Annotated in this window: 7 protein-coding genes and 1 pseudogene; 3 read left to right on the plus strand and 5 right to left on the minus strand. The window is 58.9% G+C overall.

The features are described from left to right. The 5 genes and pseudogenes from ACR0D6_RS22405 to ACR0D6_RS22425 all read right to left on the minus strand — a co-directional run. Window positions 1-85: pseudogene (locus ACR0D6_RS22405) on the minus strand (electron transfer flavoprotein subunit beta/FixA family protein); the annotation flags it as partial. Between the two features lie 265 nt (window positions 86-350). After that, window positions 351-923, minus strand: coding sequence for a cob(I)yrinic acid a,c-diamide adenosyltransferase (locus ACR0D6_RS22410; protein WP_170657640.1), 573 nt, complete (start codon window positions 921-923; stop codon window positions 351-353). Beyond that, complete coding sequence (locus tag ACR0D6_RS22415; RefSeq protein WP_170657638.1) at window positions 924-1127, minus strand: twin transmembrane helix small protein; 204 nt, start codon at window positions 1125-1127, stop codon at window positions 924-926. A 79-nt stretch (window positions 1128-1206) separates the two neighbouring features. After that, window positions 1207-2034, minus strand: a complete 828-nt coding sequence (locus ACR0D6_RS22420; RefSeq protein WP_170657636.1) for an SDR family NAD(P)-dependent oxidoreductase — start codon at window positions 2032-2034, stop codon at window positions 1207-1209. Between the two features lie 69 nt (window positions 2035-2103). Further along, entirely contained in the window at window positions 2104-2733 is a 630-nt protein-coding gene (locus ACR0D6_RS22425) for an SH3 domain-containing protein (protein WP_480767152.1), read from the minus strand. Between the two features lie 200 nt (window positions 2734-2933). Here ACR0D6_RS22425 and ACR0D6_RS22430 point away from each other — a divergent pair, with 200 nt between their 5' ends. From ACR0D6_RS22430 to ACR0D6_RS22440, 3 genes are all read left to right on the plus strand, one after another. Continuing rightward, window positions 2934-5282 carry a DNA topoisomerase IV subunit A gene (locus tag ACR0D6_RS22430; protein WP_170657634.1) on the plus strand — a complete coding sequence of 783 codons (2349 nt, stop codon included), beginning with the start codon at window positions 2934-2936 and terminating at the stop codon, window positions 5280-5282. Window positions 5283-5380: 98 nt separating this feature from the next. Further along, window positions 5381-5977 (plus strand): hypothetical protein, encoded by a 597-nt coding sequence (locus ACR0D6_RS22435; protein ID WP_170657632.1) that lies wholly within the window; start codon window positions 5381-5383, stop codon window positions 5975-5977. A gap of 111 nt (window positions 5978-6088) precedes the next feature. Next, on the plus strand, window positions 6089-6173 hold an 85-nt coding region (locus tag ACR0D6_RS22440), incomplete at its 3' end, for a GTP-binding protein (RefSeq protein WP_170377556.1).

The raw sequence follows: 6173 nt of genomic DNA on the forward strand, positions 1-6173 counted from the left end.
CGAGATCAACACCGCTACCGTCCGCTTTAACGCGGACCTTCACATTATAGTCAATCACGCGTTTGACAGGCACGAGTACCTTCATTTTTGCGCTTGCTCCTTACAAAAACGGTAAGCCGCGTCGCGACTCCACCAATGCTCTCGCGGGTGTAGATAGCGTCTCGCGCATCGCTGCAACAGGGCAAAATCGTCACGTCGTGGCTTCCAGACGTCGCGTTTCAGTATTTTTTTGCCTGAGAAGCGGGAATCGAGCCCCAAGATGCCGGTTTGGCCCGCTGCAAGGGGGCCAACGGCATCAGCTTGTCCTTAGGCTTAACTCTCTGAATACTCAGCCCGGCGCCGCGTTCGGATCAGCGGTTTGCCCCCGGAACCCACAAAACATCGTCCCGCCCGCCGTTATTGGCGCAACGCGCCGCGACAAAGAACCAGTCGCTCAGTCGATTGAGGTATTTTACGCCTGCCTCGTTGACCGGCTCCATATTGGTCAGCTCGACGGCAAGACGTTCCGCCCGGCGTGAGACGGTGCGGCATACGTGCAGATGCGCGGCCAGCCGGGACCCGCCTGGCAGGATGAAGCTGCGCAGCGGTTCCAGAGATTCGTTCATTGCGTCAATTTCAGCTTCCAGCCGATCGGTCTGAGAGGCAACCATGCGCAGAGGCGGATAATCAGCCTCGGCATCCTTCTCCATGTCCGGGCGGCACAGGTCCGCGCCCAGATCAAACAGATCGTTCTGGATACGGGCAAGTGCTGCATCCACATCGCCGTCGGCTTCCAGCCGGGCGACACCGACATGGGCGTTCAACTCATCCACGGTGCCATAGGCCGTAACGCGACCGGAGTATTTGGCGACACGTTCGCCATTGCCTAGTGCGGTTTTTCCGTCGTCGCCGGTGCGGGTGTAGATCTTGTTCAGTACGACCATCTATTGCACTCCTTGTCCGCGCAGTACGACGTAGAGCACGATAAGCACTACGGCAATGAACTGAAACAGGATGCGCAGCCGCATCATCTTGTTGCTTTTCTTTGCGGCATCGGTGCCGCTTTTGCCAAAGTTGGCGATGCCCATCGCCAGTACGGCGACGACCGCCGCCATGGCCATGAGCAGGATGACCATCATCAGGTCCATAACTTTACCGTCCGCGATTAGTGTTGCGCCTGACCCCATCTAGCCCCGACAGGGTAAAAAGCGAACCGGTAATTTCGTCTCAGATATCCGACAGGATGCGATCGATGGCACCTGTGGGCAGAACCCGGCGCAGATAACCCGCGATATAGGTCGGTGTCGTGACATAGTATCGTGAACGGGGACGCCGGGCTTCAACGGCGCGGGCAAGCTTGTCTGTGACGGCCGAGGCGGGCAGCTCGAATCTATCCGGCCCCGAATCCTCGTAAAGTCTTTTGAGCAGAGAGTTTTCGTATCTTTCGCGCAGGGCGGAATTTTCCCAGTCGATAAAGCGCTCAAAGATCGGAATCGCCTTCTCCCGCAACTTGGACGTGATCGGTCCGGGTTCGATCAGAATGACCTTGATGCCGGTGTCCCGCAGCTCAAGCCGCATGGTATCGGTCAGCCCTTCGACTGCGTATTTAGTGGCGACATAGGCCCCGCGCCAGGGAAACGCGACCAGACCCAGCACCGACGAACATTGAACGATTCGCCCGTGGCCCTGCGCGCGCATGACGGGAATCACCTGCCGCGTCAGTTCGTGCCAGCCAAATACGTTGGTCTCGAAGATATGGCGCATTCCGTCGGTTGGCACATCCTCGACCGCGCCGGGCAGGCCATGCGCACCGTTGTTGAACAGGGCATCCAGCGTGCCGCCCGTTGCCTCAAGAACCTGTGCCAAACCAGAGGTTATGCTGTCCGCGTCGGTGTAATCGATCCGGGGGCTGTCAAAGCCCTGCGCCCGCAAGCGGTCGCAATCGCGCTGCTGCCGGCAGGATGCAAAAACACGCCAGCCACGCGCACGCATACCGTGTGCCGCGTCCTGACCGATACCGGATGAGCAGCCAGTGATGAGGATGGATTTTTGCATGACATTCCCGAAAATGAACCTCGCCCATAGCTATTGCTAGGTTCGGAACAGAGCAATGACACCTCTGCGTCAGTCGTTGATTTTCCGGATGAGGGACGCTGAAATCCATCCAACGTGTCGCTCGGGCAACACGCGCAGGCGCAGCCAGCCGGTGCCCGGATCATGCAGCACCTCGACCTTCTGACCGATGGTGACCTTGGCGATGATCGGATAGATCGTGCCGGGGCCGTCGCGCATGTTCACCCGTGTACCCGATACCTCGCGGATGTCTTTGACAGGCTCGGCCGCCACAGGCGTTTCCGCAGGTTCCGGCTCTGATGGGGTGATCTGCTGCAGCCCGGCCGCGCCCTGTTCCAGAGACGCCAGCGTCAGTCCGGTGGTCTGAGTGCCAAAAAGGGATGTCCCTGAATTCAGGCTGCTGGCCGCCTGGGCCAGCAAGGCAATCGATTCTTCCGTCGTGACCGGCTCGGGTTCCGGTACGACTTTCGGCACAACCGGGGTAGCGGGTTGAAGGACGGTTTTGGTTACCAACTCTTCAGCTTTCGGAGAAACCAGAGGGGCAGGTGCGGGTTTCGGGGCCTCGGCCACCTGTTCCGGAACGGGTATGCGTTCTCCACGTGGGGCGAAATCCGGCCCTCCGCTCATGACATAGAAAACCCAGCCAAGTGCAGCAAACGTAAGAACTATGAGGCGCTTCATGGCGCTTCCCCCGACAATCAGAAAAATCAAAAAATTGCAGCAGTACAATCAGTGAAATCTTACCATATTTTGGACGATGAGTCGAAAAAGCGGGGAAATCCGGGACTTGTCTCCCCCTGTTGCAAAAAGCGCGACTTGTCCCCAGCAAAATATACTGTGCTTGCTTTACCAGCGGGCTCTTGCGGCGTATCACATCATATATGAACGATACGATCGACGACCCCAATATGGAGACCCCTGAGAACGGGGGCGAGATAGCCGAGCCATTGCGCCGCGCGATTGGCGAACGCTATCTGACCTATGCGCTGTCCACCATCATGCACCGGGCGTTGCCCGATGCGCGCGACGGATTAAAGCCAGTTCACCGGAGAATCCTCTACGCGATGCGCGAGTTGCGACTCAGTGCAACCGGTGGATTCCGTAAGTCTGCCAAGATCTCCGGTGACGTAATGGGTAACTATCACCCGCACGGTGACGCCGCGATTTACGACGCGATGGCGCGTCTGGCGCAGGACTTTAACGTCCGTTATCCGCTGGTCGACGGGCAGGGGAACTTTGGCAATATCGACGGCGACAATCCGGCGGCCTCACGTTACACCGAAGCGCGGATGACCATCGTGGCCGAGGCGCTGCTTGAGGGTTTGAACGAAGACGCCGTCGATTTTCGCGACAATTATGATGGCACGCTGACAGAACCCGTGGTGCTGCCTGCGCAGTTCCCGAACCTGCTGGCCAATGGTGCCAGTGGTATCGCGGTAGGGATGGCGACGAACATACCGCCACATAATATCTCGGAACTCTGCGATGCCTGCCTGCATCTGATCAAAACACCCGATGCACGCGACGACACGTTGCTGAACTACGTGCCCGGTCCGGATTTCCCGACCGGCGGCGTGATCGTCGAGCCGCCCGAGAATATCGCCCAAGCCTATCGCACCGGGCGCGGCTCGTTCCGGCTGCGCTGCAAGTACGAGGTCGAGGATCTGGGCCGCGGCCAATGGCAGATCATCGTCACCGAGATTCCCTATCAGGTTCAGAAATCCAAGCTGATCGAAAAGATCGCTGAGCTGATCCAGACCAAGAAAATCCCGATCCTCGCCGATGTCCGCGATGAATCGGCCGATGACATCCGCCTGATCCTTGAGCCGCGTTCTAAGAATGTGGACCCCGAGGTGCTGATGGGGATGCTCTATCGGAACTCAGATCTCGAGGTGCGGTTCAGCCTGAACATGAACGTGCTGATCGACGGTGTGACACCCAAGGTCTGTTCAATGAAGGAAGTGCTGCGCGCCTTCCTCGATCACCGGCAAGAGGTGCTGCTGCGCCGCTCGCGTCACCGTTTGGGCAAGATCGACCATCGTTTGGAAGTGTTGGAAGGCTTTATCGTCGCCTTCCTGAACCTCGACCGCGTGATCGACATCATCCGCTATGACGACGACCCCAAAGCCGCGCTGATGCGCGAAGATTGGGGCATCGACCACGTTCGCGCCACCAACGAGGCCGACTACGTTTCACCCAAGCCGGGTGAGGGCGAGCTGTCCGAGGTTCAGGTCGACGCGATCCTCAACATGCGCCTGCGCAGCTTGCGCCGTCTCGAAGAGATGGAGCTGGTGCGTGAGCGTGACGAGTTGATGCTGGAACGCGCCAATCTTGAGGACCTGTTGGCCGATGAAGGCCTGCAATGGGCCAAAATCGCCGAGCAGTTGAAAGAGACCAAGAAAACCTTCGGCAAGGATTACGAAGGCGGCGCGCGCCGCACGCAGTTTGCCGAGGCCGGAAATGTCGAAGAAGTGCCGCTTGAGGCGATGATCGACCGCGAGCCGATCACGGTCGTCTGCTCTCAGATGGGCTGGATTCGCGCGATGACCGGCCATATCGACCTGAACCGCGAATTGAAGTTCAAGGACGGCGACGGCCCGCGCTTTATCTTCCATGCCGAGACGACCGACCGCCTGCTTGTCTTTGCCTCGAACGGGCGATTCTACACGGTCAGCGCCGCCAATCTGCCCGGCGGGCGGGGCATGGGTGAACCGCTGCGCCTGATGGTCGACCTGCCGAACGAGGCGCAGATCGTCGATATCCTGATCCATAAGCCGGGGCGCAAGCTGCTGGTGGCCTCGGATGCGGGCAACGGCTTCATGGTGCCCGAGGACGATGTTCTGGCCCAGACCCGAAACGGCAAGCAGGTGCTGAACGTCAAGGGGGACGAAACCGCCATGATCTGCAAACCGGTCGCCGGTGATCACGTCGCCGTCGTTTCGCAGAACGGAAAATTCCTTGTGTTCCCAGTGTCCGAGCTGCCCGAAATGACGCGCGGCAAAGGCGTGCGCCTGCAAAAGTACAACATGGCCCGCGGGCGTCAGGGCACGCTGGAACTGGATGGCGGCCTGTCTGACCTGACGACCTTTGACTGGGAGGACGGTCTGAAATGGTCCATGGGCGGTGACAAGACCCGGCACGAGGCCGACCTGTCACAGTGGCTGTCCAAACGCGCAAGCGTCGGGAAAAAGCCGCCCTATGGCTTCCCGCGTGACTATAAGTTCTCCTGACCAAAATGCGCCAGTAGGTCAATTTTTGCTGACACGGCTTGGCACAGGCCGTGTCGGTGCGCTACATCGTTAAAAAACGGACCTGTCGAGACAAGAGAATGATCCGAATACTGACGCTGACCGCCGGACTGGCCCTGCTGGGGGCCTGCGCGCCGACGCTTGTGGACGAAGCTCCTGAAGAATTGGGCGAGTTCAAGCTGCGCGTGAATTACGCATTTGCCGACAAGGCCGTTCAGGGGCCGGTGTCGCGCGACGCCACACCGCAGGAATGGACCAACGCCATTCAGAATGCCGTGGATATCCGGATGGGCCGCTATCAGGGGTCGCAGGAATATGACATCGGTATCAGCCTCGAAGGGTACATGCTGGCGCCCCCGGGTGTGCCGGTTCTGTTCAACCCCAAAAGTACCGCCATCGTTCTGGTCAACGTCTACGACGTCGAGCGCAAGGAATTCCTTGCCAAAGGCGAACAGATGCAGGTCCTCGAAGATACGACCGGCGAAAGTGCTCTGAAAGGTTCCGGCCATGCCCGCACCAAGGAAGAGCAGATGAACGGGCTGGCCCTGAAAGTTGCAGACCGGGTCGAGGAGTGGATCGCCGAAGAACACAAGGCGAACGGCTGGTTCGACAAGCGCCCCGAGGTGCTGCAACCGGTCGAAATCGGGCAGTCGTCACCGAATCCGGTACAAGGTTAGGTATTTCCCTCAGGATGTGCTTGATTTTCTCCTTTGAACCCAATATCTCGCGCGCGCAGATGTAACCTACGGGACCAAGGGTCCCCCAAATCGCAAAAGGGCGCCTGAGGAATGGCAAAGGAAAAGTTTGAGCGTACAAAACCGCACGTCAACATCGGCACGATTGGCCACGTTGACCATGGTAAAACGACGCTGA

The sequence above is a fragment of the Ruegeria sp. BJ6 genome, from assembly GCF_056537885.1.

Coding starts and splice junctions, on each gene's coding strand:
- ACR0D6_RS22410 (WP_170657640.1), bottom strand. CDS start 923: ATGGTCGTACTGAACAAGATCTACACCCGCACCGGCGACGACGGAAAA.
- ACR0D6_RS22415 (WP_170657638.1), bottom strand. CDS start 1,127: ATGGACCTGATGATGGTCATCCTGCTCATGGCCATGGCGGCGGTCGTC.
- ACR0D6_RS22420 (WP_170657636.1), bottom strand. CDS start 2,034: ATGCAAAAATCCATCCTCATCACTGGCTGCTCATCCGGTATCGGTCAG.
- ACR0D6_RS22425 (WP_480767152.1), bottom strand. CDS start 2,733: ATGAAGCGCCTCATAGTTCTTACGTTTGCTGCACTTGGCTGGGTTTTC.
- ACR0D6_RS22430 (WP_170657634.1), top strand. CDS start 2,934: ATGAACGATACGATCGACGACCCCAATATGGAGACCCCTGAGAACGGG.
- ACR0D6_RS22435 (WP_170657632.1), top strand. CDS start 5,381: ATGATCCGAATACTGACGCTGACCGCCGGACTGGCCCTGCTGGGGGCC.